This is a genomic window from Streptomyces sp. S6, from assembly GCF_054880855.1.
In genome coordinates, this window is the sequence record NZ_JBTYMC010000632.1 from 1 (window position 1) to 1,457 (window position 1,457).

General features: G+C 74.1%; 1 protein-coding gene and 1 pseudogene. Both read left to right on the plus strand.

Going from position 1 to position 1,457, the window contains the following annotated elements; translation table 11 throughout:
• A pseudogene (locus ACVNF4_RS35965) lies at positions 1–555 on the plus strand (dTMP kinase); the annotation flags it as partial.
• Between the two features lie 236 nt (positions 556–791).
• On the plus strand, positions 792–1,457 hold a 666-nt coding region (locus ACVNF4_RS35970; protein WP_461807028.1), incomplete at its 3' end, for a DNA polymerase III subunit delta'.

Sequence of the window (1,457 nt, forward strand, 5' to 3'; positions counted from 1 at the left end):
GGGGGCGCCGGGGCCGACGGGGCCTCCGAGGGGCGGGATGTGCGGACCGAGTCCGGTGAGTCCGCGGCCTGGTCTGCGGCGAAGGGGGCGGCCGGACGTCGGGGGGCTTGGCCCGAGCCGTCCGAGGCGGTCACGGTGCCCACCCCCGCGGTGACGCCGGAGAAGGACGTCGAGGAGACCGCTGTGCTGCCGCCCGTGCGGCTGGTGAAGGACGAGGCGCCGGGGGCCGGTGAGGTGACGGCCGAGCTGCCTCAGCCGCCTGCCGCTTCCGCCGGGCGGCCGTCGTGGGCTGCGGGCGCCGACGCCGGTGCCGAGGAGACGGCTGTGCTGCCGCCCGTGCGGGGGGAGGCGGCTGCGGATCGGGTGCCGCCGGGGTTCTTCCGGGACGAACGGGAGGACCGGACGCGGGAGCTGCCGCAGGTCGACGAGAGGGGGGTGCCTCGTCGGCGGCCTCGGTCGGACTGGGCTGAGGAGACGCCGCTTGACGATCTGCCGTCGTTGGCGGATGAGTTGTTGGGGTCGCGGCGGGATGATGAGGACGGGCGTCGGCGGTAGCCGGGCGCGGTAGGGGGTGCCGCATCTGTCGGATGGCGGGTGCGGCGCCGTGGGGTTGTTCGCGCAGTTCCCCGCGCCCCTGAAAGTCTGGGTGGCCGTCTGCGTTCTGGTGCGGCTCCGCGCCTCTGAGGGGTGGGCGTGCGCGCGGTTTTTCGGTGCGGCTTCGTTGTCAGTGGGGTCCTTCACAATGGAGACCGCGGTGCTGAACGGGACGAAGCGGAAGGCGGTGGGCGCGGGTGAGCGTGTGGGACGACCTCGTCGGGCAGGAGCGGGTCAGTGAGCAGCTCGGGGCGGCTGCTCGGGATGCCGATGCGTTCGTCACCGCGGCCGTGGAGGGGACGGCGCCGCCCGAGGCGTCGAAGATGACGCACGCCTGGCTGTTCACGGGGCCGCCCGGGTCGGGGCGGACGCAGACGGCGCGGGCGTTCGCGGCGGCGTTGCAGTGTGTGAGTCCGGACAGGGCGTTGGGCGGGGCGCCGGGGTGCGGGTTCTGCGACGGGTGTCATACGGCGTTGATCGGGACGCACGCCGATGTGACGACGGTCGCCGCGGTCGGCACGCAGATCCTCGCGGAGGACATGAGGGACACGGTCCGCAAGTCGTTCACGTCCCCGGCGACCGGCCGCTGGCAGATCATCCTCGTCGAGGACGCGGAACGGCTGAACGAGAAGTCGGCGAACGCAGTGCTGAAGGCCGTCGAGGAACCGGCGCCGCGCACCGTCTGGCTGCTGTGCGCCCCGTCCCTGGAGGACGTCCTGCCGACGATCCGCTCCCGCTGCCGGCACCTCAACCTGAGCACCCCGTCCGTCGCGGCCGTCGCCGACATGCTGGTCCGGCGCGAGGGCATCGAGCCGGACGTCGCGGCGTCCGCCGCGCGCGCGACACAGGGCCACGTCGACCGG